General features: G+C 70.4%; 24 protein-coding genes. 11 read left to right on the top strand and 13 right to left on the bottom strand.

The genetic code is table 11. The features are described from left to right. Window positions 1-124 precede the first annotated feature (124 nt). The 9 genes from VEA98_RS08585 to VEA98_RS08545 all read left to right on the top strand — a co-directional run bounded on the left by VEA98_RS08585 (window position 125) and on the right by VEA98_RS08545 (window position 9,289). A complete protein-coding gene (locus tag VEA98_RS08585; RefSeq protein WP_324813015.1) occupies window positions 125-1,381 on the top strand; it encodes an MFS transporter in 1,257 nt (418 codons plus the stop codon). Between the two features lie 96 nt (window positions 1,382-1,477). Continuing rightward, complete coding sequence (locus VEA98_RS08580; protein ID WP_324813012.1) at window positions 1,478-3,406, top strand: alpha/beta hydrolase family protein; 1,929 nt, start codon at window positions 1,478-1,480, stop codon at window positions 3,404-3,406. 161 nt (window positions 3,407-3,567) lie between these two features. Further along, window positions 3,568-3,765: a 50S ribosomal protein L35 gene (gene rpmI, locus VEA98_RS08575; protein ID WP_003166435.1), complete on the top strand. Its 198-nt coding sequence runs from the start codon at window positions 3,568-3,570 to the stop codon at window positions 3,763-3,765. 53 nt (window positions 3,766-3,818) lie between these two features. Next, window positions 3,819-4,172, top strand: a complete 354-nt coding sequence (gene rplT / locus VEA98_RS08570; RefSeq protein ID WP_324813009.1) for a 50S ribosomal protein L20 — start codon at window positions 3,819-3,821, stop codon at window positions 4,170-4,172. A gap of 89 nt (window positions 4,173-4,261) precedes the next feature. Then, the gene (gene pheS, locus VEA98_RS08565) at window positions 4,262-5,338 is read left to right on the top strand and encodes a phenylalanine--tRNA ligase subunit alpha (RefSeq protein WP_324813007.1); all 1,077 of its coding nucleotides are present in this window, start codon (window positions 4,262-4,264) and stop codon (window positions 5,336-5,338) included. A gap of 11 nt (window positions 5,339-5,349) precedes the next feature. Beyond that, window positions 5,350-5,742, top strand: coding sequence for a hypothetical protein (locus tag VEA98_RS08560; RefSeq protein ID WP_324813004.1), 393 nt, complete (start codon window positions 5,350-5,352; stop codon window positions 5,740-5,742). Then, entirely contained in the window at window positions 5,742-6,146 is a 405-nt protein-coding gene (locus VEA98_RS08555; RefSeq protein ID WP_324813002.1) for a hypothetical protein, read from the top strand. The genes VEA98_RS08560 and VEA98_RS08555 overlap by 1 nt, the downstream gene beginning before the upstream one ends. Beyond that, on the top strand, window positions 6,143-8,566 hold the full coding sequence (gene pheT, locus VEA98_RS08550) for a phenylalanine--tRNA ligase subunit beta (protein WP_324813000.1): 2,424 nt from the start codon (window positions 6,143-6,145) through the stop codon (window positions 8,564-8,566). The genes VEA98_RS08555 and pheT overlap by 4 nt, the downstream gene beginning before the upstream one ends. A gap of 111 nt (window positions 8,567-8,677) precedes the next feature. Next, window positions 8,678-9,289: an EipA family protein gene (locus VEA98_RS08545; protein ID WP_324812997.1), complete on the top strand. Its 612-nt coding sequence runs from the start codon at window positions 8,678-8,680 to the stop codon at window positions 9,287-9,289. Window positions 9,290-9,325: 36 nt separating this feature from the next. Here the strand turns inward: VEA98_RS08545 and VEA98_RS08540 are convergent, their stop codons facing one another. From VEA98_RS08540 to thpR, 5 genes are all read right to left on the bottom strand, one after another. Continuing rightward, the gene (locus VEA98_RS08540; RefSeq protein ID WP_324812994.1) at window positions 9,326-9,709 is read right to left on the bottom strand and encodes a VOC family protein; all 384 of its coding nucleotides are present in this window, start codon (window positions 9,707-9,709) and stop codon (window positions 9,326-9,328) included. Window positions 9,710-9,817: 108 nt separating this feature from the next. Further along, window positions 9,818-10,711 (bottom strand): SDR family NAD(P)-dependent oxidoreductase, encoded by an 894-nt coding sequence (locus VEA98_RS08535; RefSeq protein ID WP_324812990.1) that lies wholly within the window; start codon window positions 10,709-10,711, stop codon window positions 9,818-9,820. A gap of 11 nt (window positions 10,712-10,722) precedes the next feature. Next, entirely contained in the window at window positions 10,723-11,955 is a 1,233-nt protein-coding gene (locus VEA98_RS08530; RefSeq protein WP_324812987.1) for an NAD-dependent epimerase/dehydratase family protein, read from the bottom strand. Between the two features lie 93 nt (window positions 11,956-12,048). After that, on the bottom strand, window positions 12,049-12,585 hold the full coding sequence (locus tag VEA98_RS08525; protein WP_324812984.1) for a GNAT family N-acetyltransferase: 537 nt from the start codon (window positions 12,583-12,585) through the stop codon (window positions 12,049-12,051). After that, window positions 12,582-13,121 carry an RNA 2',3'-cyclic phosphodiesterase gene (thpR, locus tag VEA98_RS08520; protein WP_324812981.1) on the bottom strand — a complete coding sequence of 180 codons (540 nt, stop codon included), beginning with the start codon at window positions 13,119-13,121 and terminating at the stop codon, window positions 12,582-12,584. The genes VEA98_RS08525 and thpR overlap by 4 nt, the downstream gene beginning before the upstream one ends. A 124-nt stretch (window positions 13,122-13,245) precedes the next feature. On the opposite strand from thpR, the gene VEA98_RS08515 reads away from it, so the two are divergent. Then, on the top strand, window positions 13,246-14,010 hold the full coding sequence (locus tag VEA98_RS08515; RefSeq protein ID WP_324812977.1) for a Bax inhibitor-1/YccA family protein: 765 nt from the start codon (window positions 13,246-13,248) through the stop codon (window positions 14,008-14,010). Window positions 14,011-14,063: 53 nt separating this feature from the next. On the opposite strand, the gene VEA98_RS08510 is transcribed toward VEA98_RS08515, so the two are convergent. The 6 genes from VEA98_RS08510 to VEA98_RS08485 all read right to left on the bottom strand — a co-directional run bounded on the left by VEA98_RS08510 (window position 14,064) and on the right by VEA98_RS08485 (window position 23,158). Next, the gene (locus tag VEA98_RS08510; protein WP_324812975.1) at window positions 14,064-14,396 is read right to left on the bottom strand and encodes a DUF2794 domain-containing protein; all 333 of its coding nucleotides are present in this window, start codon (window positions 14,394-14,396) and stop codon (window positions 14,064-14,066) included. A gap of 337 nt (window positions 14,397-14,733) precedes the next feature. Continuing rightward, on the bottom strand, window positions 14,734-16,059 hold the full coding sequence (locus VEA98_RS08505) for a trypsin-like peptidase domain-containing protein (RefSeq protein WP_324812972.1): 1,326 nt from the start codon (window positions 16,057-16,059) through the stop codon (window positions 14,734-14,736). 27 nt (window positions 16,060-16,086) lie between these two features. Then, window positions 16,087-17,520 (bottom strand): sensor histidine kinase, encoded by a 1,434-nt coding sequence (locus VEA98_RS08500; RefSeq protein WP_324812969.1) that lies wholly within the window; start codon window positions 17,518-17,520, stop codon window positions 16,087-16,089. A 7-nt stretch (window positions 17,521-17,527) separates the two neighbouring features. Next, window positions 17,528-18,331 (bottom strand): response regulator transcription factor, encoded by an 804-nt coding sequence (locus tag VEA98_RS08495; RefSeq protein WP_324812966.1) that lies wholly within the window; start codon window positions 18,329-18,331, stop codon window positions 17,528-17,530. Between the two features lie 141 nt (window positions 18,332-18,472). After that, window positions 18,473-21,769 carry an amidohydrolase family protein gene (locus VEA98_RS08490; protein WP_324812963.1) on the bottom strand — a complete coding sequence of 1,099 codons (3,297 nt, stop codon included), beginning with the start codon at window positions 21,767-21,769 and terminating at the stop codon, window positions 18,473-18,475. 111 nt (window positions 21,770-21,880) lie between these two features. Then, a complete protein-coding gene (locus tag VEA98_RS08485) occupies window positions 21,881-23,158 on the bottom strand; it encodes a cyclopropane-fatty-acyl-phospholipid synthase family protein (RefSeq protein WP_324812960.1) in 1,278 nt (425 codons plus the stop codon). 165 nt (window positions 23,159-23,323) lie between these two features. Between VEA98_RS08485 and VEA98_RS08480 the strand changes: the two genes are divergently transcribed. After that, window positions 23,324-23,710: a hypothetical protein gene (locus tag VEA98_RS08480; protein WP_324812957.1), complete on the top strand. Its 387-nt coding sequence runs from the start codon at window positions 23,324-23,326 to the stop codon at window positions 23,708-23,710. Between the two features lie 3 nt (window positions 23,711-23,713). Here VEA98_RS08480 and VEA98_RS08475 read toward each other — a convergent pair whose 3' ends face one another. Then, window positions 23,714-25,054: an erythromycin esterase family protein gene (locus VEA98_RS08475; RefSeq protein ID WP_324812954.1), complete on the bottom strand. Its 1,341-nt coding sequence runs from the start codon at window positions 25,052-25,054 to the stop codon at window positions 23,714-23,716. A 14-nt stretch (window positions 25,055-25,068) separates the two neighbouring features. Then, window positions 25,069-25,377, bottom strand: coding sequence for a hypothetical protein (locus VEA98_RS08470; protein ID WP_324812951.1), 309 nt, complete (start codon window positions 25,375-25,377; stop codon window positions 25,069-25,071). Between the last annotated feature and the right edge of the window lie 35 nt (window positions 25,378-25,412).

Raw genomic sequence — 25,412 nt, 5'->3', positions numbered from 1 at the left:
AGTTCAACGCCCCGGCCGCAGCGGCCGGGGCGTTTTTCGTTGGCCGCCGCGCGGCCGTCATCGCCCCTTGCGCGGCTGTGTCGACTGACGGACACATCGCTTCCCGCTTCTCCCGGATCTCGCCGTGACCCCGACGCCCGCCGCTCCCGCAACCTCGAAATCCGCCCTCGCCGTGCTGTTCGGGGTCGTGTTCATCAACCTGGTCGGCTTCGGCATCGTCATTCCGCTGCTGCCCTTCTACGGCCAGACGCTGGACGCGCCGCCGTGGCAGGTGGCGCTGATGTTCTCGGCCTATTCGCTGGGCCAGTTCGTCGCCGAGCCGTTCTGGGGCCGGCTGTCGGACCGGATCGGGCGCAAGCCGGTCCTGCTGATCACCATCCTCGCCAACGCCGCCGGCTATCTGGCCCTGGCCTTCGTGCCCAACATCTGGCTGGCCATAGCCGTGCGGCTGTTCACCGGCCTGGGCGCGGGCAACATCTCGACCGTGCAGGGCTATGTCGCCGACGTGACGCCGCCGGAGCAGAGAGCCGGGCGGATGGGGATGATCGGCGCCGCCTTCGGCCTCGGCTTCATCTTCGGGCCCGGCCTGGGCGGGGTGCTGACCCGGCCGGACCTCGGAACGCTGGGCTATCAGCTGCCGATCTTCGTGGCCGCGGGCCTGTGCCTGCTGGCGGCGCTGGGCGTGGTGCTGCTGCTGAAGGAGAGCCGGGCCCCGGCCGACCCCGCGGCGGCGCGGCCGCCGTTCCTCGGCGGGGTGCATGATGCGGTGCGCAATCCGGTGGTGTCGCGGGTGCTGCTGGTCACCCTGATCTACATGGCCGGCTTCTCCGGCATGGAGTCGACCTTCGGCTTCTGGACCGAGGCCCGCTACGGCTGGGGCGCCCGCGAGGTCGGCCTCAGCTTCATGGCGGTGGGGGTGGTCTCGGTCGTCTGCCAGGGGTTCCTGGCGGGGCGGCTGGCCCGCCGCTTCGGCGAGGCGCGGGTGCTGGCGGTCGGCTGCCTGATCTTCGGATCGGGGCTGGTCGGCCAGGTCGCGGCCAGCCGGCTGCTGCCGGACGCCGACGTGCTGGTGCCGGTGATCATGGCCTTCGGCGCCTTCGGCATGGCGGTGACCATGCCGAACATCTCGGCCCTGATCTCCCGTTCGGTCGACCCCGACCGGCAGGGGGCGATGCTGGGCCTGAACATGGCGGCCAGTTCGAGCGCGCGGATCTTCGGCCCGATGGCGGCGGGGGCGATCTTCTCGGGCGTCGGACACGACTGGCCCTTCCTGATCGGCGCCGCCCTGACGGTTCCGGCCGCGGTGATGGCCATCAACGCCGGCCGGGCCTTCCGCCGCCGCGACGCGGCTGCGCCGGTTTCTCGCCCCGCTTGCCCGTGAGGCGACGGGCAGCCTAAGGTCTCTGCGGGATCGGGGGTCCAGGAGCGTGGCGCGCTGCTTCGCGGCCGGACGCGGGGATCGCCGGGGCGTTGGACCATGTTGCGCATTCTTCTGGCCGTGATGGCCTCGTTCGTCCTGCTGGCGTCGAGCGCGCGCGCCCAGACGCCGCCGATCGAAGCCTATGCGGCCCTGCCGGCCATCTCGATGGTCGAGGTGTCGCCCGACGGCTCCACCCTGGCCTATCTGCGCCGCGACGGAGCCTCGACCAAGGTGGTGGTCCAGACGCGAACCGGCGAATTGCTGGCGGCGGTCGAGACCGGGGCCCTGCGCGTCTCGGAACTGGCCTGGGCCTCGCCGGACCATGTGGTGGTCGGCTGGCTGACCAGCGAGCATTTCCCCCTCGGCGGCTACAAGGGCCGCTTCATGATCCTCGACGTGCTGAACGTCCGCACGCAGTCCTATGAGCGGGTGCTGAAGCGGGCGGACCACAACGCCTACACCAGCATCTTCGACTGGCGGGCGGGGACCTATCGCGACAGGCCCGCCCTCTTCGTCACGGCGCCGACGTACGAGGAGGGCGATCTGACGTTCGACGTCTATCGCGTGGACCTCGACACCGGCCGCGGGTTCCGGATGCACCGCGGCGACAGCGACACGCGCGGCTACGTGCTGGCTCAGACGGGCGAGGCGGTGGCGCGCACGGCCTACCAGGCCGATTCCGGTTTCTGGCGGCTGTCCTCGCGGACCGGCGCGGGGTGGCGGGAAATCTACACCGAGACGGCGCTGCTGGACGGCCCGGGACTGGGCGGCCTCGGCCGGACGCCGGACACCCTGGTGCTGGCCCGCAAGGAGGGCGACCGCGGCTACATCTATTCCGAGATCGCCCTGGCCGATGGTTCGGTCCGCGAGACCTTCGATTTCGCCGCCCAGCCCGACGGGTTCTTCCACGATTCCTCGGGCAAGCTGGTCGCCGTCGGCTGGACGGACACCTACCGCCAGTACCGCTTCTTCGAACCGGCGCTGCAGACCGCCTTCGACACCCTCAGCGAGGTGCTGCCGGGGCGGCAGCTGCAGCTGGTTTCCTTCAGCGACGACTATTCCGTGGTCGCCTTCTATGTCGAAGGGTCCGGCGAATCCGGCGGCTATTATGTGTACGACGCCGCCCGGCAGCGGGTGTCGGTGGTCGGGCGCTCGTATCCGGGCGTGCCGGGCGAGGCCATGGCCGAGGTGCGGGCGGTTCGCTACGCCGCCGCTGACGGGCGCCAGCTGATGGGCTACCTGACCCTGCCGCCCGGCCGCGAGTCGCGCGACCTGCCCGTCGTGGTGATGCCGCACGGCGGCCCGGCCGCGCGCGACTACGCCGGCTACGACTGGATGGCCCAGGCCTTCGCCTCGCGCGGCTATGCGGTGTTCCAGCCCCAGTTCCGCGGCTCCGACGGCTTCGGCCTCGACCTGCTGGAGGCCGGTTACGGCGAGTGGGGCCGCAAGATGCAGTCGGACGTGTCGGACGGGCTGCGCTACCTGGTCGAGCAGGACGTCGTCGACGCCGACCGGGCCTGCATCGTCGGCTGGAGCTACGGCGGTTACGCGGCCCTCGCCGGCATGACGCTGGAGGCGGGCGCCTACCGCTGCGGCGTGTCGATCGCGGGGGTCTCGGACCTGCGCGAAATGCTGCGCGAGGAAGAGCGGCAGGGCGACAACGAGGATCGCAATCCGGCCGTCCGCTATTGGAAGCGGTTCATGGGCGCGAGCAGCACCAGCGACAGCAGCCTGGACGAACGGTCGCCGGCGCGACTGGCGGCCCGGGCCAGGGGCCCGATCCTGCTGATCCACGGCCGCGACGACCTGACCGTGCCGTTCCGCCAAAGCCAGATGATGCTGGAGGCGCTGGGAGGCGAGAGCGAACGGGCCCGGCTGATCGCCCTTCCGGGCCAGGACCACTCGGTGCTGCAGAACCAGGCGGAACGCACCCGGCTGCTGCGCGAGACCGTCGCCTTCCTCGAGGCGCACAACCCGCCGCGGTAGGAGAAACCTTGCCATCGGGCCGCGCTTCGACTAGAAGCCGCGCCTTCGCGTACCGAACCGCCGGGCTAACAGGCATGCCTGGGCGGTTCTCATCAGGGTTTCTGTTTCCAAGGGCTCACTGGGCCTGAAGGGCGGTAACCCACTCAAAACAGAGAGTGAAAATGCCGAAACTGAAGACGAAGTCGGGCGCCAAGAAGCGCTTCAAATTCACGGCGACTGGCAAGGTGAAGGCCGGCGTGGCGGGCAAGCGGCACCGCTTGATCAGCCACAACAGCAAATACATCCGCCAGAACCGCGGCACCTCGGTCATGGCCGACGCCGACGCCAAGAAGATCAAGTCCTACATGCCGTACGCCTGATCGGCGCGCGCTGTTTCGACTGATCTCCACACCGAATTTGAAAGGATAGCGACATGGCTCGCGTCAAACGGGGCGTAACGTCCCACGCCAAGCACAAGAAGGTTCTGAAGCAGGCCAAGGGCTTCTACGGCCGCCGCAAGAACACGATCCGCACCGCCAAGGCCGCCGTCGACCGCGCCGGGCAGTACGCCTACCGCGACCGCCGCACCAAGAAGCGCAATTTCCGCGCCCTGTGGATCCAGCGCATCAACGCCGCCGCCCGTCTGGAAGGCTTCACCTACAGCCAGTTCATCCACGGCCTCGGCCTGGCCGGCATCGAATTGGACCGCAAGGTCCTGGCCGACATGGCCGCCGACGAGACCGCCTTCAAGGCGATCGCCGACAAGGTCCGCGGCGCGCTGGCCTAAGCTTTTCCGGCGACGGAAGACGCAAAAGCCCTCCGGCCCGCGCCGGGGGGCTTTTTGCCTTGCGCCTTAGCGGCTAGACGACAGCGACCATGACCGACCTGAACCAGCTCGAACTCGACCTGATCAACGCCATCGGCGGCGCGGAAACCGCCGCGGCGGTCGAGGAACTGCGCGTCGCGGCTCTGGGCAAGTCCGGCTCGATCTCGGGCCTGCTCAAGGGCATGGGGGCGATGAGCCCGGAGGAACGCCGCGAGAAGGGGCCGATGATCAACGGCCTGCGCGACCGCGTCTCGGCCGCGCTGGCGGCCCGCAAGGCCGAGCTGGAGGCCGCCGAACTGGACGCCCGGCTGCAGGCCGAGCATGTCGACCTGACCCTGCCGCCGCGCCCGCGCCGCAAGGGCAGCGTCCATCCGACCATGCAGGTGATGGACGAGATGATCGCCCTGTTCGCCGACATGGGCTTCGCGGTGGCGGAAGGCCCCGACATCGAGGACGACTTCCACAATTTCACCGCCCTGAACTTCCCGCCCAAACATCCGGCGCGGGAAATGCACGACACCTTCTTCCTGACTCCTGATCCCGAGACCGGCGAGCGCAAGGTGCTGCGGACCCACACCAGCCCGGTGCAGGTGCGCACCATGATGACCCAGAAGCCGCCGATCCGGATCATCGCCCCGGGCCGGACCTTCCGGAAGGACAGCGACGCGACCCACACGCCGATGTTCCATCAGGTCGAGGGTCTGGTGATCGACAAGGCCATCCACATGGGCCACCTGAAGTGGACGCTGGAGACCTTTGTGGCGCGGTTCTTCGAGGTCGACGACGTCGACGCCCGGTTCCGCCCGCACCACTTCCCCTTCACCGAGCCGTCGGCCGAGATGGACATCCGCTGCGACCGCTCGGGCGGCGAGCTGAAGCTCAACCAGGGCGACAGCTGGATGGAGATCCTCGGCTGCGGGATGGTGCACCCGAACGTGCTGCGCAACTGCGGCATCGACCCCGATGAGTACCAGGGCTTCGCCTTCGGCATGGGCGTCGACCGCCTCGCCATGCTGAAATACGGCATCCCCGACCTTCGCCCCATGTTTGAAGCCGACACCCGCTGGCTGTCGCACTACGGCTTCTCCGCCTTCGCCGCGCCAAACCCGGCCAGCGGCCTGAGCTGAACGAGATCGTCATGACCGATATTATGTCCGAAGCCTTCGGCCGCGAGATCGTCGCGCGCGACACGTTTGAGAAGGAGGGCGTGTGGTTGCCGCTACTCGCCGCCCATGTGCTGAACGCCGGCGAGGCGGTCATAAAGGGCAAGACCTTCACCGACTGCGTCATCCAGGGGCCGGCCCTCGTGGCGGTGCTGGACGGCACGACCTTCGACGGCTGCAACATGGGCGCCGCGTCGGATCCCGACTCCATGCTGTTCACGCCGCGGGGGCCGCATCTGGTCGGAGCGATCGGCCTGCAGGATTGCCGCTTCGTGCGCTGCCGCTTCGTGCAGATCGGCTACACGGGCTCGCCCCAGTTCCTCGAAGACATGGGCAAGAGCCTGGCCCGGGTGGGACGTCCCAGCTGATGGCCTACATCCCGATCAACCGCCCCGTCCGCGTCGCCACCGACCTGAAGGCCATGGTCTTCGAGGACCTGGACATCAATCTGTTCGAACTCTACGCGGCCGTCGTCGGCGGGTCGCAGCCCGGCCTGATCGAGGGACGGACGTTCCGCCGCTGCCGCCTGCAGGGGCCGGCGATCATGCTGGTCTCGGCCGGCGTCACCTTCGACGACACCAATTTCGGCGACAGCGGCGGCGACATCCGCAACCTGCTGCTCCAGCCGATGGGAACGCGCGCGCTGGGCACGATCCCGATGCGCAGCTGCGCCTTCGAGAACTGCGAGTTCTACAACGTCGGCTTCACCGGCCCGCAGCCGGTGCTCGACATGATGGCCGGCGTGCCGACGGGGCCGGGAGCGGCGCTGTGAAATTCACCCTCTCCTGGCTGAAGGAGCATCTCGACACAGAGGCCGACGTCGCCGCGGTGGCCGACGCCATGACCATGGCCGGTCTCGAGGTCGAGGAGGTCCACGACCCCGTCGCGGCCCTGGCCCCCTTCACCGTGGCGAGGATCGTCTCAGCCGAGCGCCACCCCAACGCCGACCGCCTGCAGGTCTGCCAGGTGGACACCGTCGACGGCCCGAAGGAGATCGTCTGCGGGGCGCCCAATGCGCGGGCGGGCCTGACCACCATCTACGCCCCCATCGGCGCCTATGTGCCGGGCCTCGGCGTGACGCTGGTCGAGAAGCCCGTGCGCGGCGTGGTCTCCAACGGCATGCTATGCTCGGCCTCCGAACTGGAACTGGCCGACGAGAGCGACGGCATCCTCGAACTGGCTGACGACCTGACGGTCGGGACGCCTGCCGCGGGGGTGTTCGGGGCCGAGCCGGTGATCGATTTCGAGGTCACCCCCAACCGGCCCGACTGGCTGGGCGTAGCGGGCATCGCGCGCGACCTCGCCGCCGCCAGCCTGGGGCAGCTGAAGACGCCGTCGGTCACCCCCGTGTCCGGAGCCTTCCCGTCGCCGATCTCGGTGCGGATCGAAGCGCCCGGGATGTGCCCGGTGTTCGCGGGCCGCCTGATCCGCGGCGTCAGCAACGGCCCGTCGCCCAAGTGGCTGCAGCGCCGTCTTCTCGCCATCGGCCTGAGGCCCATCAACCGGCTGGTCGATGTCACCAACCTGATCGCTTACGACCGCTGCCGGCCGCTGCACGTCTATGACGCGGCCAAGCTGGTGGGGTCGCAGATCGTCGTGCGCGGCGGCCAGCAGTCCGAAGGCGCAGAGCATATCGCGGCGGGCACTCGGGAGCATCTGATCGCCCTGGACGGCAAGACCTATCCCGTCGACCCGACTATGTGCGTCATCGCCGACGCCGCCGGCGAACGGCCCATCGGCCTCGGCGGCGTCATGGGCGGCGAGTCGACCGGCTGTTCGGACGGGACCACGGACGTCTTCGTCGAGAGCGCCTGGTTCGATCCGCTGGTCACGGCCCAGACCGGCCGAACCCTGACGATCAATTCCGACGCCCAGTACCGCTTCGCCCGCGGCGTCGATCCCGCCTTCGTGGTCCCCGGCCTCGAGCTGGCGACGCAGCTGATCCTCGACCTTTGCGGCGGCGAGCCGTCGGAGATCGTGGTGGCGGGACAGGCTCCGGCGGTTCCGGCCGCGTTCGGGTTCGACCCGGCCCGCGTCGGCGCCCTGACCGGGCTGTCGCTCGACGACGACCGCATCGCCGAAATCCTCACCCGGCTGGGCTTCGAGGTTGCGCGCGGAACCCCGTGGAGCGTGACGCCGCCCTCCTGGCGCCTCGACGTCGAGGGCCCTGCCGATCTGGTCGAGGAAGTCGCCCGCATCGAGGGCTACGGCGAACTGCCCTCCACCCCGCTGCCCGACCTCGGCGCGCCGTCGAAGGGGGTGCTCAACCCGCGGCAGGCGCGGGTGCGCACGGCCCGTCGCGCGCTGGCGGCCATGGGCTACGCCGAGGCGGTCACCTGGTCCTTCACCAAACAGTCGACCGCAGCCCTGTTCGGCGGCGGCGACCAGCGGTTGATGGTCGAGAACCCCATCGCCGCCGACCTCGACTGCATGCGGCCCTCGGCCCTGCCCAACCTGATCGAGGCGGCCGCGCGCAACGCCGACCGCGGCCATCCCGACGCGGCCCTGTTCGAGATCGGCCCGATCTATCTGGACGACAGCCCGACCGGCCAGCGCACCGTCATCGCCGGCCTGGTGGCGCCCCGCTCCGCCCGCCACTGGGGCGGCGCGGCCGAGGACGCCCTGTTCGCGCTCAAGGGCGACCTGATGGCGCTGCTGGAGGAGCTGGGCGCGCCCGTCGCCTCGCTGCAGCTGGCGCAGGGCCAGAACCGCGACTGGTGGCATCCCGGCCGCTCGGCCCGGCTGCAGCTCGGTCCCAAGAACGTCATGGCCGAATTCGGCGCCCTGCACCCGCGCGTGCTCAAGGCGCTGGACGCCGACGGACCCATGCTGGCCTTCGAGATCGTGCTCGACGCCGTGCCCGAGCCGCGTGGCAAGGGGACCAAGGCGCGCGGCGCCGCGTCCCTGGCTCCGCTGATGCCGCTGACCCGGGATTTCGCCTTCCTGCTGGAGGAGGGCCGGGCCACTGGCGACCTCGTCCGCGCCGTGGCCGGCGCCGACAAGGCGCTGATCGCCGATGTGAGGGTGTTCGACGTCTACCGCGGCGCCGGCGTGGCCGAGGGGATGAAGTCGGTGGCGCTGGAAGTCGTCATCCAGCCGCGCGAGGCGACCCTGACCGAAGCCGAGATCGAGGCCCTGTCGGCCAAGGTGGTGGCGGCGGCGGGCAAGGCGGGCGGGACGCTCAGAGGCTGACGGCAACCCCTCGTTAACCTTGCCGCCGCAAGGCTGACTCAAAGAGCGGTGACGGTGTGGTCAAGCGCCCGGTCGAGTCGGGCGAACCGTCCCGCCTTCGGAGCCATCGCCATGCACCGCCGCCAGCTGATCCTTTCCGGTCTCGCCGCCACCGCCGGGGTCTCGGGCCTGTCGGCCTGCGCCACCGCGCCCGCGTCGGATCCCAACTACCCGATCCGCTCGGACCAGACGGCGCCGGCCTACACCTCCGAGGAGCTGATCGCCGCCGGCTCGCGCGAACTGGGCATCGCCGCCGAGGCCATCGGGGCCGCCATCGAGCGCATCTTCGCCGACCAGGGCGACCGTCCGACCGCCTACGTCGCGGGCGAGGAGGCGGCCGGGGCCGCCGGCGTCGGCCTGCGCTATGGCCGCGGCGCGCTGCACATGAAGGACCTGTCGGCCTCGCAGGAAGTGTTCTGGCAGGGCATCTCGATCGGCTGGGACGTCGGCGGAAACGCCAGCCGCGTCTTCACCCTGGTCTACGGCCTGTACCACCCGGACATGATCTACCGCCGCTACCCGGGCGTGGAGGGCTCGGCCTATCTGGTGGGCGGCGTCGGCGTGAACTACCAGGCCGCCGACGGCATCGTCCTGGCCCCGATCCGCACCGGCGTGGGCCTGCGGCTCGGCGCCAACGTCGGCACCATGGCCTACAGCCGTCAGCGCAACCTGCTGCCGTTCTGACGAAGCCGCCGCCGTCTTCGCCTTCGCTACGGATTTTCAGTCCTGGATCGCGCCCGGCCTGCGCTGGGCGATGTGCCACAGCACGCCGGCGGGATCGTAGAGATAGGCCACCCGAAGGCCCCAAGGCTGAAGGGCCGGCGGCTTGGGCGGTTGCACGTCGAAGGTCGACGGGAGATCCAGCGCCTCCAGATGCGCCCACCACGCGTCCAGATCATCGACCATCAGCTGCATCATGCAGTTTTCGGCCCATTCCTTCTGATAGTAGCGCTGGAGAATGAAGGACCCGCGGCCGGCCCGGAAGATGGCCACCTCGCCGTCCAGCAGCGTTTCAAAGCCGAGCCGCTGGTAGAAGGCGCGGCTGACAGCGAAATCGCGCGCGGGCAGGAAGGGGCGGGGTTCGTCGGTGTCCGTCGGCGCCATGCGGTTCTCCTGGTCAGCACGCCGCCGCAATCTAGCATGTCGGGCCGCCCGCTCCCGTCCGGCCGGGCTGGACAATTCCCGGACATTCCCGGGGGCGATGTCCGGCAATTAGCCGGTCTGGGCCCCGGCGTCGGCGATCACCGCCTCAAGCCCCTCGCGCCAACTTGGATAGCGGGGCCGCCAGCCGAGCTCGGCCTTGGCGCGGGCGTTCGAGAGCCGCTTGGAGTCGAGATAGAAGCGCCGCATGGCGTCTGACACCGACGGGTCGTCGAGATCGATCTCGGGCGGGCGCGGCAGGTCCAGCCGGGCCGCAGTCCACTCCATGACCACGTCGGCGGCGGCCGGCTCGTCGTCGCACAGGGTGTAGGCCGCGCCGGGGCGGGGTTGCGCCATGGAGGCGAACAGGCCCGCGACGGCGTCGTCGACATGCACCCGGTTGAACACCTGTCCGGGCTTGCGGACGATGCGGGCCGAGCCGTCGCGCAGCCGGTCGACCGGCGAGCGGCCGGGGCCGTACAGGGCCGGCAGGCGGAAGATCTGCACCGTCAGCCCCATGCCCTGTCCCGCGTCGAGCCAGTCGCGCTCGGCCCGCACCCGGCGGGCCCCCTCCAGTGAAGCGGCGTTGAGCGGGTCGTCCTCGAAGGCCCAGCCGCCCGCGCGGTCGCCGTAGACCGCGGTGGAGGAAATGTAGCCGATCCAGTCCGGGAAGGCGCCGGTGCGGGTGAGGGCGGGGAGCAGGCCCTTCAAACCGGGGCAGCCGTCGCTCTCCGGCGGGGCGGTGATCAGGATCGCCGAGGCTCGTGAGACGGCGCCGTCGAGGGCCGCGGCGTCGGCCGGGTCGAGGGCCTCGAAACCGTCCGCAGCCAGGGCCGCGCGCCGCTGCCCATCCCGGCTGGTCAGGATGGCGCGGCCGCCGCGGCGCACCGCCTCGCGGGCGGCGGCCCGGCCCAGCCAGCCGCCGCCGAAGACCAGCAATGTCAGGGGCGACCCGTCCGCGGCCATGCCTGTCGCGATCAGGCCGAGCGGGCGTGAGGGCCGGCCGCGGGGGCCACGGTGACCGGCTCCACCTTCACCGCCTCGGCCCGCTTGCTGTTCCAGGTGGAGACGCAGGGCACCTTGGTCAGGTCGGCGCGGTGGGCGTAGCGGCGGGCGATTTCGGTGACGTCCTGCATCAGCCCTTCGGCGAGGGTGATCGGCTTCAGGCCCAGTTCGCGGAACTGGTCGTTGGCCACCACCAGCTCGTTCTCGTCGGCCTCCTGGCGCGGGTTCGGCACGTTGTGGACCTCGGCGCCGGTCATGTCGGCGATCATGGCCGCGAGGTCACGCACGCGGCGGCTCTCGGTCATCTGGTTGAGGATCTTGACCCGCTCCCCGGCCTTGGGCGGGTTCTTCAGGGCCAGTTCGACGCAGCGCACCGTGTCCTGGATGTGGATGAAGGCCCGCGTCTGGCCGCCGGTGCCGTGCACCGTCAGCGGATAGCCAACCGCCGCCTGCATCAGGAAGCGGTTCAGCACCGTGCCGTAATCGCCATCGTAGTCGAAGCGGTTGATCAGCCGCTCGTCCTGGCGGGTCTCCTCCGTCTGGGCCCCCCAGACGATGCCCTGGTGCAGGTCGGTGATCCGGACGCCGTCGTTCTTGGCGTAGAACTGGAACAGCAGAGCGTCCTGGGTCTTGGTCATGTGGTAGATCGAGCCCGGGTTCGGCGGGAACAGGATCTCCTGCTCGGCCGGGCCGAAGTCGGTGTCGACGGTGACCTTCAGATAACCCTCGGGGATGCGCAGGCCGGCGGTGGTGTAGCCGTACACCCCCATGGTCCCCAGGTGGGCCAGATGCACGTCCAGCCCGCTCTCCACGATCGCCGCCAGCAGGTGGTTGGTGGCGTTCAGGTTGTTATCGACGGTGTAGAGCTTGTGCCGCGCGCTCTTCATCGAATACGGCGCCGCCCGCTGCTCGGCGAAGTGGACGACGCTGTCGGGCTTCCAGTCGCGGATCAGGGCCACGAGGCGGTCGAACTCCTTGCCGACGGTCATGTTGACGAACTCGATGGTCCGGCCCGAGACCTCTTTCCACGCGGCGATGCGCTCGCCCATGGTGCGGATCGGGGTCAGCGACTGGACTTCCAGTTCATTGTCGATGTTGCGCCGGCTCAGGTTGTCGACGACCAGAACGTCCCAGCCCCTCGCCGACAGGTGCAGGGCCGTCGGCCAGCCGCAGAATCCATCGCCGCCCAGAACCAGAACCCGCATGCCAGACTCCCTCATCATGACTGCCTCCTGCCTAGCCGATGGCGGCGGCGGGTCAAAGCTTGAGCGTTGAACGCGCGAAACCGCCGCACGGGTTCAGCGCCGGCGGGCGCGCCACTGCTCGCGGCTCTGGCCCCAGCGATCGACGCGGACGGCGTCGAACGGCGGGGGCAGGCGGGTCGGGCCGAGATTGCGCGAGCCCAGCCGCTCGGCGAGCCGCTGCGACGGCGTGTTCTCGGGGTCGATGCAGTGGATGACCTCGGTCCAACCGAGCGCGTCGAAGGCGTAGTCGATCGCGGCCGTCGCCGCCTCGCCGCCATAGCCCTTGCCCTGGGCGTCCGGATGAAGGCCCCAGCCGACCTCGGTGCCCGGCCAGCCCAGCGGCGTCCAGGGCCCGATGCGGCCCAGCCACCGGCCAGTGTCGCGCTCGACCAGCGAGAACATGGCCACGCCGGTCAGGCTCCACGCCCCGGCCATGGTCATGAAGCCGCGCCACGCCGCTTCCGCCGGCATGGGTCCGCCGATGAATTTGGCGGCTTCCGGATCGGCCATCATCTCGGCCCATCGCGGGAAGTCCTCCATCGCCGGTGGGCGCAGGGTCAGGCGCGTCGTCTCGATCACCGGTCCGGTCAAAGCCAGTACTCCTGTTCGACCTGGTAGCGGCTGCCGTCGTGGGTCAGGACGCTGGACCACAGCCCGAAGCGGTCCACGCGGATCGGCGGCGAATGCATCAGATTGTGACCGGCGATCCAGGCCCCGATCCGGTCGGGATTGGTCTGCGGCTTCAGATAGGCGAGGGTGACGTGCGGGCGGTACTCGCGGCGCTCCATCGCCACCCCGGCCCGTTCCGCGGCCGCCCGGCAGCGGCCGGCGAGCACCGAGAGCCGCTCGTTCGCCTCGACGCCGGCCCACAGGGTGTGGCTGCGATGATTGTCGCCGAAGGCGCCGACCCCCTTCAGGGTGAACTCGAACGGTCCGCCCGTGGCCGCGCGGCTGAGTTCAGCGGCGAGGTCGTCGGCGCGGCGCTCCTCGATCTCGCCGTAGAAGGCCAGGGTCAGGTGCAACTGGTCCCGCGTGCGCCATTTGGCCCCGGGCAGGCCGGACTGGCGCCGCTCGAGCGTGTCGGCCACGTCGTCTGGGATCGGCAGGGCGGTGAAGAGCCGGATCATGCGACCGTTCGTAGCGGTTGAAACCCGCCCGCCCAAGTCCGGTTTTCCTTGCGGAAGGGCGGGGCCGACCTGATATTCAAGCAAAGGTCGGCGCACGCCCGGCCCAATGGAGGATCACATCGCCATGAGCGATATGGGAAATTATACGACGGCGGGCGCCCGGGCTGACGCAGCCCTGGATCCCGGCCTGAAGAAATTCATGCTTGGCGTCTATCAGAAGATGGGGCTGGGTCTGGTCGTGTCGGCGGCGCTGGCCTGGCTGACGTCCAGCTATGCGCCCGTTTCCGACCTGATGTTCGTCAAGACGCCGACGGGCGGGCTCGCCGGCTTCACCCTGCTGGGCATGATCGTCAGCTTCGCGCCGCTGGTCATCCTGCTGGGTTCGAACTTCCTGATGAAGAGCGCCAGCGCCCGCTCCGCGAGCATCCTCTACTGGGTGATCGTCGCCCTGGTGGGCGCCTCGCTCGGCACCGTGGTGCTGATGTATGCCGGCGCCAGCGTGGTCACGACCTTCCTGATCACGGCGGCGGCGTTCGGCGGCCTCAGCCTGGCGGGCTACACCACCAAGCGCGACCTGTCGGGCCTGCGCAGCTTCGTCTTCTTCGCCATGTGGGGCTTCGTCTTCGCCGGCATCGCCTTCTCGATCGGATCGGCCTTCGGCCTGTTCAGCGTCGGGCCGATCTTCATGATCATGAACGCCGTCGGCATCCTGCTGATGGCGGGCCTGATCGCCTCCGAGACGCAACACCTGAAGATGATCTACTACAGCGTCCGCGGCGACGGCGAGAGCATGTCGGTGGCCACCAGCTTCGGCGCCCTGAACCTGTACATCGCCTTCGTGAACCTGTTCCGCTTCCTGCTCTACTTCATGGGAGTGCGTCGCGACTGATCCGTCGAGAGGCTGAACGCGTCGAAGGGCCCGGAGCGATCCGGGCCCTTGTTCTATTCGACGACGCTGAAGCGGCGGCTGTCGAAGACGCGCAGGACCTGGGCCAGCTCCCGGCCGCGGCGCAACACCACGCCGCCGTCGCCGATGACCGCCCACTGACCTTGCCGAAGGCGCAGGGCCGGCCGCTTCTCGATCCGGTAGGCGGGGGCGTCGCCCGAGCGGCGGAAGACGGCGAACTCGGCCACGTCGCGGTGGCCGACCATGGCGTAGTCGCGCCATTCCCCGGCCGCGACCATCCGCCCGTAGACCCTCAGGATCAGCTCCAGTTCGCGCCGGTCAAAGAAGACCGGGCCCGACTCCGGGTGCAAATCGGCGGCGTCGCTCATGGGTCGAAGGTAGGCCGCCCGCGCGGAAACGCCAGACCCCATGAAGGCCGGCGGTCCCGGCGACCGGCGTGTCGCGAACGCCACTCGGCGAAGAAATTGTCGGGAACACGAAATAGCCGCCGTTCCGCCCATCCACCGCCCCCTTGGGGGGCGACACCGGAGACATCGGCTCGTCGGAGTTCGGAGCGGTCCCGGATCCTGAACAGCCCCCCCAGCCCCCCTGGATCACTCCATCAAGGGCTCCGGCGGGTCGATGCTTCCTCCAAGCGAGACGCCCGCTCCGCCACCCCTCCCCCTTACGGCCGAGCGGGCGTTTTGCTGTCCGGCGCGGGCAGGTTCAGGGCAGGATGACGTCGACCGGCTCGCCATCCCGCATGACCGACAGGATGCGCTGACCCTCCCCCTCCAGCGCCCGGGCGAGACCGTTCAGATCGGCGACGGCGCTGTCATCGACGAGGCGGATCAGGTCGCCCGCCTGCAGGTCCGCGCCAGCGGAGACGGAGCCACCCTCGACCGCGAACACCTGAAGTCCATCGGTCGCCATGCGCGCGCTCAGGCCGCGCGCCATCACCACCTCGGACCCGATCACGACCGAGCGGGTCCCGGGGGTCTCGACCGTCAAGGTGGCCCGACCTTCGCGGCCGCCGCGCAGGTAGACGACCTCGACCTGGGTTCCGGGCTGGGCGATGCCGATGGTCGCCGCCACGGTGCCGGCGTTCGAGACCGGGCGGTTCTGGATGCGGGTGACCACGTCGCCGCGCTGCAGCCCCGCGGCCTCGGCCGACGAACCCGGGGCGACGTTCTCGACCACCGCGCCGCGCACGATGCCGAGGCCGAAGTCGCGCGAACGCTCGGCGTTCAGCGAGCCGAGGATGGCCCCGGTGGAGCCGCGTTTGACCTCTCCGACCGTGCGCAGCTGGCCGACCACATACATCAGGATTCGGCTGGGCACGGCGAAGGCGATGCCGTCGTTGCCGCCGCCGCCGCCCGACAGGATCGAGGTGTTGATGCCGATCAGCCGGCCGCGGCTGTCGAGCAGCGGACCGCCCGAATTGCCCGAGTTCACCGCCGCGTCGGTCTGGATGTAGTCCTCGATCCGGTCGCCCATGCCCGAGCGGCCGAGGCCCGAGATCACCCCCATGGTCAGGGTCTGGTCGAGGCCGAGGGGATAGCCCACGGCGAAGGCCAGGTCGCCGGTGCGCAGCTGGTCGGAATCGACCACCTCGATCTCCGACAGGCCGGTGGCGTCGAACTGGAGCACGGCCAGGTCGGTGGCCTTGTCGGTGCCGATCAGCACCGCGTCGAAGATGCGCCCGTCGGTCAGGTCGACGGTGAATTTCCGCCCGCCCTCGACCACGTGATTGTTGGTGACGACGATGCCCTCGCGGGCGTCGATGATGGCGCCGGAGCCGCTGGAGATCGGGCGGGGTTCATTCTCGCCCGAACTGGGGCCTTCGGACTGGCCCAGGGTGGTGACCTGCACCACCGCCGGCAGGGCCTGCTCCAGGCCGCTGGCGAAGGTGAACACCCCGCGCCGGGCGTCATAGGGGATGGGGCCCTGGGGCGTGGATTGCGCCGCCGCCGCCGTCGCCGCCAGCAGGGGGACCGCCGCGACCAGCGCCAGTATCGACAGGCCGTGTGGCCGGTTGGTGGAACGCCGCATCGCCAATCCCCTGTTCTTGACCGGACCCTAGCGCGAGAAACGCGCCGTGACGACAGCCCCCGGATGGCCGTCATCAACCGTCATGACCGCGCCATGCCGTTTCAGGATCGCCCTCACGAAGGCCAGCCCCATGCCATGGCTTTCGCGCCCGTCTCCGGCGGCGGATGCCGCCAGCCCCGTCGCCTCCGCAAAGCCGGGCCCCTGATCCGCGACCGACAGCATCGGCCGCCCGTCCGCCATGCCGGCGCTCAGGGTCACCATCCCGCCCTCGGGCGAGAATTTGACGGCGTTGTCGACCAGGTTGGTCACCGCCCGCTGCAACAGCGAACGCACCCCCAGCACCGAGACCGGCCCGGCCTCGACCCGGATGGAGACCTCACGCTCCTCGGCCAGCGGCTGGTAGAGGTCGGCCGCCTGCGCCGCCAGCTGGTCCAGCCGCACGCTCTCGAACACCCAGGCCTCGCCGTCGCGCAGGGCCATGGCCTCGTTCATCGAGCGGGTGATCTGGGCCAGGTCCGAGCGCGCCTCATTGACCAGCTTGCGCGCCTCGGGCGTGGTCGCGCTTGCCCGCAGCCGCTCGAGACGGACCGAGGCGCGCGCCAGCGGCGTGCGGAAATCATGGGCCAGCTGGTCGGCCGAGTCCCTGAGCCAGCTCAGCAGTTCGTCGAGCCGGTCGAGGGTGCGGTTCACATGGCCGGTCAGTTCGGTCAGTTCCGGCGCCAGGGCCGTCTCCGGCGCGCGCAGGGAGAAGTCGCCGACGGCGGCCCGGTCGAGGGCCCGGCTGACCTCGGCCACGGCGCTGGTCAGGCGGCGGCGCGCCACGGCGGCGGCGGCCAGGCCGATGACGAGAAGCAGCAGGCCGGCCCCCATCACCGCCGCCACCGCCCAGCCCCAGGCCTCGCCCGAGCGGTCGACGACCCGGCCGACGGCGATGTCCAGCGCCCCGAACGTCCGCCGCACCACGACCACCTCGACGGCCCGCGACGGGCACAGCGTGCCCGGGTTCAGCCGCACGACATAGACGTCCTCGCCAAGCCGCCCGGCCCGTTCGCCGCGCACCTCGTCCAGCGCGGCCAGGCCGGCGGGCTTGCCAACCGGCGCGCGGATGAAGCGGACGCCGGCGCCCCCGCGGCCGGTGCGGCAGGTCTCCTCCAGCGTACGGGCGTCCCGGGCCGGTCCGCTCTGAAAGGCGCTGAGCCAGGCGGACAGCCAGGTTGCGTCGGCCTCGGTGAGCCGCTCGGCCGAGAGGGAGGTCTCCGAGCCGAGCTTGGTGACCATGGTGCTGTAGTCGTCCAGCGCCGCCAGGGCCGCCTTCTCGCGCTGGTCCATGCGCACGGCCGCGCCGGTGACCAGCAGCGAACCGGACAGCGCCAGGGCCGACAACACGCCCATGGCCGCCGCCAGCTGGGTCGACGTCCGCCGGGCCAGCCAGCCGGTCAGTCCCGAGGATCGGCCGGCCATCCCCGGCTCAGCCCGACGGCGCCGACAGGTCGCGGAAGACCAGGCTCTGGCTGCGCGCCGAGACGATCAGCGGATGCAGGTCGTCGCCGAGTTCCGGCGCCTGTTCCTTGAGCCGGCGGCGCAGGGCGCTGATCCGGGCGTCGATGACGTTGACGAAATTGTCGGGCAGGAATTTCCACTCCACCCAGCAGCGGTCCCACAACATGGTCTTGGTCACCGGCTGGCCCCGGGCCGCCATCAGTTCCGCGACGATGGCGAACTCCAGCGGCGACAGGTCGATCAGCCGGCTCTCGCCGTCGCCGATGTCGAGTCGCAGGGTGCGGGCGCCCGGCGACAGGCGGAAGGGGCCGTTGACGAGCTCCGCGCCGGCCGGGCGGGCGCGTCGCGCCGCCCTGCGCAACTGGGCTGCGATGCGCGCCAGCAGTTCCTCGTCGCCGACGGGCTTGGCCAGATAGTCGTCCGCCCCGCCCAGCAGGCCCTCGACCTTCTGCCGCTCGCCGCCGAGCGCGGTCAACATCAGGGCCGGCGCGTCCGCCGAGGCGCCGGCCCCGGCGCGCAGCCGCTTCAGCATCTCCAGTCCGTCAAGACCCGCGGTCAGGCGGTCGAGGATCAGGATGTCGTAGGGCGCGCGCCCGGCCGCCTCCAGCGCGGCCTCGCCCGCCTCGAACCGGTCCACCGCCTCGAAGCCGGCGGCCACCAGCCGTTCCGCGACGTGGTCGGACAGGGCCGGATCGTCCTCGAGCAGCAGGGCGCGGCGGCCCGCAAACACCGGCCCCAGCCGGGCGAAGGGGTCGTCTCCGTGCGTCGCCATGTCCCCGTCCACGCTGATCTCCACGCCAGTCCGCACGATAGGGCGTCGAGACCGAATGACAACGCTCGACGCCGTCCCTGCTCTAGGCCGGGCGGAGGGGGAAGGGGGCTGACCGTTCCTGACGGTCGGCCCCGATCCGCGTCAGTCGCCCCCGTGGCCGTGGGCGTCCGCCTCCGTCGCGCCGGCGGCCCAGGCCTCGCCGCCCGCCTCGGCGAACCAGAACGGCGCGCGCGGCCGCTGGCGCGGCGCGACCTCGTTCATGCCGGAATCGTAAACCCGCCCGTTGGCGATGGTGTAGGCGATCGAGGTGGTGTTGCGGATGTTCTCCAGCGGGTTCTGGTCCAGCACGACCATGTCGGCGAGCTTGCCGACCTCGAGCGAGCCGATGTCGCGGTCCATGCCCAGCGCCCTGGCCCCGTTCAGGGTGCCGGCCCGCAGGATGTCCAGCGGCGCCATGCCGCCCTGGGCGAGACTCCACAGCTCCCAGTGCGCGCCCAGGCCCTCGCGCTGGCCGTGGGCGCCGATCTGGACGTTGATGCCCTCCGCCGCCAGGCTCACCGCCTCGCGGGCGACCGACATGTGGTTCCACTCGTTGTCCGGGGCGGTGACCGGCCGGCGGGCCCGCGAATCGAGAATCCGCCTCGGCACGTACCGGGTCAGGATCGGATGGTTCCAGACCTCGCTCTCCTGGTACCAGTAATTCTCGCCGTAGCTGCCGCCGTAGGCCACCACCAGGGTCGGGTTGTAGGCGACATTGGTCTGGCGCCAGAGCTGGTGGACGTCGTCGTACAGGCGCGCCAGCGGGATCGAGTGCTCGATCGTGGTGTGGCCGTCGACCACCATCGACATGTTGTGGTGGAACAGCGAGCCGCCCTCGGGCACCACCATCATGTTCAGCTCGCGGGCCGCCTCGATGATCTGCTGGCGCTGCTCGCGGCGCGGCTGGTTGTAGCTCTTGACGCTCCACGCCCCGGCCGCCTGCATCCGGCGCAGGGTCGAGCGCGCGTCGTCGAGGTCGTCGATCTGCGCCGTGAAGGCGGTCGTGGCCCCGTAGAGGATGGTGCCGGTCGAGAAGATGCGCGGGCCGACCACCCGGCCGGTCCGGACCAGGTCGCTGTGGGCGAAGATCTCGCTGGTGTCGTTGGAGGGGTCGTGGATCGTGGTCACGCCGAAGCCGAGCGCCGCGTAGTTGACCCAGCTCTGCTCGGGGATGATCTCGTCCGAACCCATCGAGCCGTGCCAGTGGGTGTCGACGAGGCCGGGCATGATGGTCTTGCCGCTCATGTCCAGCGTCGGAAGCCCGGCCGGGAGGGTCATGCTGGCGGTCGGACCGATGGCCTCGATGCGGTTGCCGTTGAGGACGATCGTGCCGTTCTCGATCACCTCGGCGCCGTTCATGGTGATCAGACGGGCGCCGGTCAGGACCATCCGGCCTTCGGGCTTGTCGGCCGCGACGCTGAAGCCGAGATCGATGCCGTGCTCGTCCGGCTTTGGCAGTTCCTCCGGCGCGCCCTCCACGAAGGTGAAGGACTGGTTCAGGTCGCGGGTGAACAGTTCGGGGCCAAGCGACCATTGCAGGCGGCGCGAGTCGCCCGACCAGCTCAGCCATTCGCCGGCGTCGCGCGTCACGCGGGCCTGCGGCAGGGACTTGCCGTCGGCGCTGACGGTGATCGGCCGCCCCGCCGCCACGAACGGCGCGACATAGGCGTTGAACCGCTCGGTCCAGCCGATCCAGCGGCCGTCGGGCGAGACGGCGAACTCGCTGGCCCACTCCGAGGTCAGGTGAGTGCGTTCGTCCTGGCCGTTCATATCGACCGAGATCAGGGTGCGCTTGTCGCCGTCCTGGCCGGTCAGGAACAGGCGCTCGCCGTCGGCGCCGAACTGGGGCTGGCCGCCCTCGTCTGTGATCAGCACCGGCTCTCCGCCCGCCGCGGGGATGCGGTAGACGCCGGGGTCGCGGCTCCACAGGGCGGTGGTCAGGAAGCCGTCGCTGACGGTGCGGTAGACGATGGTCCGGCCGTCCGGCGAGAAGGTCGGCTCGATGTAGTGGCCGGGGTGCGGGGTCACCACGCGTCCCACGCCTCCCGAGGCGGGGACGACGCGGATCGTCCCCAGCTCCTGGTCGTCCCAGGTGGTGTAGACGATCGAACGGCCGTCCCGCGACCAGGCCGGATACAGTTCGAAATGGTCGCTCTGGCGGGTCAGGCGGCGCGCCGTCCCGGTCGGCAGGTCGCGGATCCACAGGCTGCCCAGCGCCTCGAACACGACCCTGGAGCCATCGGGCGAGGGCCGGGCCCAGCGGATCATCTTCACGTCGACGGCGTCCGGCGCGACCTCGACCGGGAAGCGCACCGCGTCGGTCACCCGCCGGGTGTCGGCGACGTGGAACGGGATGTCGGAGACGGTTCCGGTCGCGACCTCGACCGTCTGGATGCGGCCGTCGGCCCAGAACACGATCGAGCGGTTGTCGGGCGTCCAGCTGATCGCCGGATAGACGCCGTGAATGGCCCAGGTTTCCTGCAGATCGCGGTCGAGGCCGGAGAAGATCGGCGTCTCGCGGCCGGATTCGATGTCCAGCACATAGAGCACCGACTGGTAGCGGACCCGCCGGATGAAGGCGAGCGACTTGCCGTCCGGCGACGGGGTCGGCCGGATCGAACCGCCCGGCCCGGTGACATAGGGATCGATCTCGCCCGTCTCGCGGTCCAGCCGGCGGATGATGTAGATCTGGTCGTTGACGTCCTTGGAGTATTCGAAGGTGTTCCCCGGCGTCGCGTCATCGCTGAAATACAGATAGCGGCCGTCGGGCGAGAAGGCCGGTTCGCCGGTGTCCTTCTGGGGCGTGCGCCGCTCTGTCATCTGCACGCCGCCGCCGCCGCCCGAGCGGTGATACATCCACAGCTCTCCGGCCCCGAGCGAGCGGGACGAGGTGAAATGTTTGCGCCCGACGATGAACTGGCCGTCCGGGGTCCACTCCGGCTGGTTCAGCAGCCGGAACGACTCCTTCGATATCTGGATCGGGTTGGAGCCGTCGGCGTCCATCACCCAGAGGTTGTCGCCGCCGGCGCGGTCCGAGGTGAAGGCGATCTGGCGGCCGTCGGGGGACCATTTGGGCTGCATGTCCCAGGCGACGCCCGAGGCGATGGCGCGCGCCTCGCCGCCGGAGATCGGCATGACATAGATGTCGCCCAGCATGTCGAAGACGAGGGTCTGGCCGTCCGGGCTGACATCCAGCGACATCCAGGTGCCGCGGGTGACGTCGATCGGGATGTCATGTGAGGGGCCGGGCGGGTTCTGGACGTCCCACTTGGGCTCTTCCGGCGCGGCCGGGGCGGCGGCGATCTCCTGGGTCTCGAGCGGCGCCGGCTGTGAGGTCTGGGCGGCCGCGGGGCAGGCGAGCGCCAGCAGGGCGGCCGTGGCCAGGAGTTCGCGCTTCATGTTTCTGATCCCCGATATCCGGGCGTCTTGCGCCGACCGTCGGCTGTTGCGCCCTTCCCGAGCGCCCAATGAGCCTCGTCGGCGGCCGGAAGTCCAGACGGCGGGGGTGCGTCAGGCCGCCTCGTGGATGTAGTCGCGGGTCAGGGGCAGGGCGTCGACCCGCTTCGACAGCTGGATCTGAAACACCATGCAGCCGCGATGGCGGAAGGCCACCTCGCTGAGGCATAGGTAGAACTCCCACATCCGGCAGAAGCGTTCGTCGTAGAGGGCGGCGATCTCGGCGCGATTGGCCAGGAATCGTTCGCGCCACGCCCGCAGCGTCTCGGCGTAGTGCAGGCGCAGGATCTCGATGTCGGTGACCCACAGCCCGGCCCGCTCGATGGCCGGCAGGATCTCCGACAGGGCCGGTGTGTAGCCGCCGGGAAAGATGTATTTGCCGATCCACGGCTGGTTGCTGACCGAAACGTGGTTCTGGCCGATGGCATGGAGGACGGCGACGCCGTCGTCCTTGAGCAGCCGCGCGACGGTGTCGAAGAAGGCCTGGTAGTTCGGCACGCCGACGTGCTCGAACATGCCGACGGATACGATCCGGTCGAAGGTCCCCTCGACGTCGCGGTAGTCCTGTTTGCGGAACTCCACCCGATCGGCCAGGTCCCGGGCCTTCGCCCGGGATTGCGCGACCGCGAGCTGTTCGTCCGACAGGGTGATGCCGGTGACCCGGGCGCCGGCGTCTTCCGCCAGCGTCATCCCCAGACCGCCCCAGCCGCAGCCGATGTCGAGCACGCTGTGCCCCGGCTGCAGCAGCAGTTTGGCGGCGAGGTGGCGCTTCTTGGCGGCCTGGGCTTCGTCCAGACTCATGTCCGGCCGCCCGAAATAGGCGCAGGAATACTGCATGTCGGCGTCGAGGAAGCGCCGGTAGAGGTCCACCGAGAGGTCGTAGTGATGCGCCACATTGCGACGGGCGGCGGCCCTGTCGTTGGCCTGTTCGACGCGCCGCCAAAGCCGCGCCAGCCGTCCTCGCCGCGGCGGCGGCCGCAGCGACAGGTTGCGCCCGGCCAGGTCCAGCAGATCCCACAGCGTCCCCCGCTCCAGGGTCACGCCGCCGTCCATATAGGCCTCGCCCAGCGCCAGGCCGGGGTAGGTCGCGAGCCGCCACATAGTCCGATAGTCGCCGATCCGGATGCGGACCGCGTCCGGGGCGTCCGCGTCTCCCGCTCTCAGAATCTCGCCCGAGGGCAGGACCACGCTCAGCGATCCGACACGGATCAGACGGTTGAGCAGCCGGCCGAGCGCGGCCTTGGCCAGCACCGCGACCGGGTTGGCCGCCCGGCCCGCGCGGGCGCGGGGCGGCTCCGGGTGATCGAGGACGAATGAAGCCTGTGAGCTCATGTCGGTCTCTGCGGTGAGGTCGAGGGGCCCCGGTCTGGGTTAACCTGAGCCATGGCCGGTCGGTTCCCGAGCTTGTGTTCGGCGCCAGGCCGCGGCGCCGGAACCCGGGTCGGGCGTCGGCGGTTCGCTCCGGCAGGGATCATCTCGTCTGACGCAGGAGCTCCCATGTTCGGCCCCGTCCTTCTTGTGTTCGCCTCCGCCGCAGCGTTCAGCGGTTCGCCCGCAGCGCAGGATCCGACCAGCCCGCCGCCGCCGATCCATGTTCCGGCGGCGGTGCAACCGGCGGGGCAGGTCTTCCCGCCGGGCGCGGAGGTGCTGAGCGTCGAGGGCGAGCCGCTGGGCGTGCTGACCCGGGTGGAGACCCGGCCCGCCGGCGAACGTATCCTGCATATCCGCCGGCCCGACGGCTCGATGACCGCCGCGCCGGCCAGCGTCGCCTCGCGCGGCGAGCGCGCCGTCGTGCTCGACTGGACCCGGTCCGAGTTCGAGGCCTCGGCCGCGACGCCCACGGCTGAGTCCGCTTCGGCCGCGCCGGCCCCGCCCCTGAGCTGAGGTTCACAGCCCGAACGGCCAGGTGTCGTCGACGCCCTCCCGCCGGGCCGTCGGCAGGGGCGTGACCGCCGTGGTCTCGTCGAACCACACCCAGGCGTCGAACTGCTGGGGCAGGGAGCAGCCGGAATAGTGGCTCCAGCGCTCGGTCTCGGGCCGGTAGATGACGCCGATGAACCGCTCCAGTTTCGGATCGAGCAGCCGCGTCCTCAGCGGCTCATGCACGCCCTCGCGCAGGTCCAGCAGGAAGCGCCCGACGCCGCTGTCGTGGGCCAGCCGCTCATAGCTGTCGGGCCGTGAGGGATTGATGCGCTTGACCTGCATCGGTTCGTCCCAGTCGGAGGCGCAGGCGACCGTGCCGCCGTGCGTGCCGAAGCCGATCAGGGCGGCGTCCCGCCCGAAGCGTTCGCGACACAGCTGCCCGATGTTCAGCTCTTCGCGGACCAGACCCATCTCGGTCTTGGAGGCGTCGCCGATGTGCGAATTGTGGGCCCAGACCACGGCCTTAGCTTCGGGTCCGCGCGCCTCCAGCACGGCGCAGAGGGTTTCGAACATGTGCGTGTCGCGCCGGTTCCAGCTTTCCGCGGCGCCGTAGTAGACGGCGCGATAGTAGGCTTCGGCGCTCTTCACCAGGCGGGCGTTGGCGCTGGCGTCGAGGAAGCTGTCGCCGTCGTCCGCCGCGTATTCGAGTTGCTTTTCCAGCAGGTCGGTCAGCGTCTTCACCACGGCCCGTTCGCAGCGCGAATAGCCCCGGGTCAGCGCCATCCGGCCATAGGCCTGCGGCTCGCTGGCCCACGGTGTCAGGCAGCCGTAGCGCTCGCGCGCCACCGCCGCCGCCTCCGGATCGACCCGGTCGAGGTAGTCGAGCACGCCCCGGATCGACGCCGACAGGTTGTAGAGGTCGAGCCCGTGGAAGCTCACGCGGGCGTGGGTCGGCCGATCCTCGTTCCAGCCGCGCAGCCATTCGATGAAGGTCTCGACATCGGTGTTGCGCCACATCCAGGTCGGGAAGCGGCGGAACGGCGGCTCGGCGTGGGCGGGGGACGGCCGCCGGCGGACGTAGCGGTCGAGGCTGGCGGCGTCGGGCCAGTCGGCCTCCACCGCCACGAGGGTGAATCCGTGCTGCTCGATCAGCCGGCGGGTGATGGCCGCCCTGGCCTGGTAGAATTCCGACGTCCCGTGGCTGGCCTCGCCCAGCAGCACCACCCGGGCGCCCGCGAACCGGTCGAACAGGGCTCCGAAGGCCGGATCGTCCAGCCCCGGAAGCGGCTCGGCGGCGTCGCGGATCAGGGTGGCGATCGAAACGTCGGCGAACGTCTGTTCCCGGGCCTGGGCCTGTTCGGGCATGACGGCTTCCCGGCCTATCGTCCGAAGGTCGGCGGCGGCGGCGAGTCCGGCGGGGTTTCGTCAGGCGTGGGCTGTCCCGGCGGGTCCGGCCGGGTGTCGGGCGGGCCGGAGTCGGGCGGCGTGTCCTCGGGCGGGATGGGCGGTGACGCCGACTCCGGCGCTTCCTCCGGCGCGGCTGGTTCCGGCGGCGTGGCTTCGTCCGGCGGCTCCGGCGCCTGATCGGAGAGGGCGGCGGCGTCGGTCGTCCGATCCACCGTTCCGTGGCAGCCCGCCAGCGCGGCTCCGGCGAAAAGCACGGACAGCACACCCGTCATCGTTCGCATGATCGTCTCCTGCGCCCCGGGTTCCCGATCAACCG

The sequence above is a fragment of the Brevundimonas sp. genome (assembly GCF_035627055.1).
Taxonomy (GTDB): domain Bacteria; phylum Pseudomonadota; class Alphaproteobacteria; order Caulobacterales; family Caulobacteraceae; genus Brevundimonas.
This window is presented reverse-complemented; position numbering and strand designations above follow the sequence as displayed.